The organism is Polynucleobacter sp. 35-46-11, from assembly GCF_002281105.1.
The window spans coordinates 1,456-3,343 of sequence record NZ_NCFJ01000484.1; the positions used below are offsets into that span (position 1 = coordinate 1,456).

The window sequence follows — 1,888 nt, forward strand, 5'->3', positions numbered from 1 at the left end:
GTAAGCAAGCCGCACAGAGCTGCCCCGTAACCAACCAGGTTGTAATGCTCCATCTTCCCATCAGCACTAATAGTCACGACCATACCCGCAAGAACTGAGGCTAGCCCGGATGCAAGCATTTGTACCGAGCCCACCAAACTCATAAACGTACCTCGGACTTTGGCCTCTACTACTTGACTCACTATAGCCATCGCCGGAATCATGCGCCCAGAAACCAAGACAAAAAAGGCGGTGGAGTTAATCAATACCACCCAAAGTGGTACCGGCATGAGATTGGTTGTGACGACCAATGGAATTAAGCTAATCACAGCGAGCACTCTAAAGACCTTGACCTTTCCGTAATGGTCGGCCATATGGCCAATTACGCGAGAACTCATGAGTGTTGCAATCCCACCGCAAAGATAAATTAAGGAAATGTAAGAGTTATCAATACCAACATTGGCAGTCAAGTAGAGAGCGATATAGGGGATGACGGAAAATCCGGTCAACATAATAAGCGCCATAAAAACAAATGCTCGCAAGTGCTGATGAGCAAAGAAGATATTACAGATTTGACTAAGGCGACTTCCCTCGTGAGTCAGCCCAAGATGTCCGGTGATCTTAGGAATATTGCGATAGCCGACATACAAAATAAGGCTCGATATCAAAGCAATGAAGATAAACGGTGCACGCCAACCTAAAGATGGAATGTTGTTGGCCAAAAATAAACTGAGCGGAACACCAGCTACTGTCGATATTGAGAATGCTGACATTACAGTGCCCAATGCTTTCCCCCTGCGCTCAAATGGAATGGAATCAGCAACGATCGTTTGCACCAATGAGCCTAGGATGCCTCCAAATGCTCCTGCGAAGGCTCGCGCAATAAAGAGTGAATGGTAATCGGGGGCCAGACCACAAACTAGGGTCGCAATAATAAAACAGGCATACAAACTCAGTAGCAGTACTCTCCGCTCAAATCGATCTACAAAGTAAGTAGCAAAGACTCCTGCAATGGCAGCGGCAAATGTATAAGAGGAAAGCAATAAACCAAACTCATGGGTATTGATATTGAGCTCACGAATAAATTCAGGCCCCAAAGGCATCATGATCATGAAGTCCAGAATATGGGTGAACTGAATTCCGGCTAAGGAGAATAAGAAAAAACGTTCGTTTCTCTTTCCGCCTGGCATGTGATGCTCGGTCAAGGGTTTCTTTACATGATATTGAGGATGTGCCATTATCAAGGCTTACCGATAAAAATGCTGCCTAGTCTTAGCAAGCTTGTCTTAAATAATTTTGGCTAATGCTCACCCTTGATCTAGATATCTATGCTTGAAGCCCTCATTAATTTCCCCATACTTCCTCTTCTAAGGGACGCACTTTGGGGAATAGTCGGTTTAATTGTTATTTTGGTTTTTCATGGCAGCGCTATTAATCACATCTACATGCGATTTGACCGACGCACCAGTAAATGCTTAAAGCTTAGTCAATACAACCGTGTATTCGCTCATTTTTATGCCTCATTTGCCTTCATCGCACTCACACACGTTCTTGAAATTTTTCTGTGGGCAATCTTCATCTTTAGCTTCAGCCTCTTTAAAGAGCCCATCGAGGCAATTCTTTTTGCAGGCAGTTGCTACACGACCGTAGGATTTGAACCTGATGCATTGCCAGATGGTTGGAAAACGCTGGCTTTCTTTATTTCCTTTACTGGTCTTTTCTCTCTTGCATGGACCACCTCAATCATGTTTGGTATGACCAGCGTCTATAAAGAGGCCTGGAATTTAAAATACAAGAATAGGCTTGACCTTTAAGTAGCTCTAATTTTGTTGCATTGCAGTGTATTTGGAGTATCATTAGGGTTAACCCTTAAGGAGCTCACCATGGCATATGCAAATACAGTACATTT

General features: G+C 43.9%; 2 protein-coding genes. One reads left to right on the plus strand and one right to left on the minus strand.

The genetic code is table 11. The features are described from left to right. Positions 1-1,184, minus strand: a 1,184-nt coding sequence (locus B7Y67_RS16670) for an MFS transporter (RefSeq protein WP_293599587.1), incomplete at its 3' end; no start/stop codon positions are given. A 123-nt stretch (positions 1,185-1,307) separates the two neighbouring features. On the opposite strand from B7Y67_RS16670, the gene B7Y67_RS16675 reads away from it, so the two are divergent. Next, entirely contained in the window at positions 1,308-1,793 is a 486-nt protein-coding gene (locus B7Y67_RS16675; RefSeq protein ID WP_215300967.1) for a hypothetical protein, read from the plus strand. Positions 1,794-1,888 lie beyond the last annotated feature (95 nt).

Bases quoted from the DNA above. Each gene is read 5' to 3' on its own strand.
- B7Y67_RS16675 (WP_215300967.1), top strand. From the start codon at position 1,308: ATGCTTGAAGCCCTCATTAATTTCCCCATACTTCCTCTTCTAAGGGAC.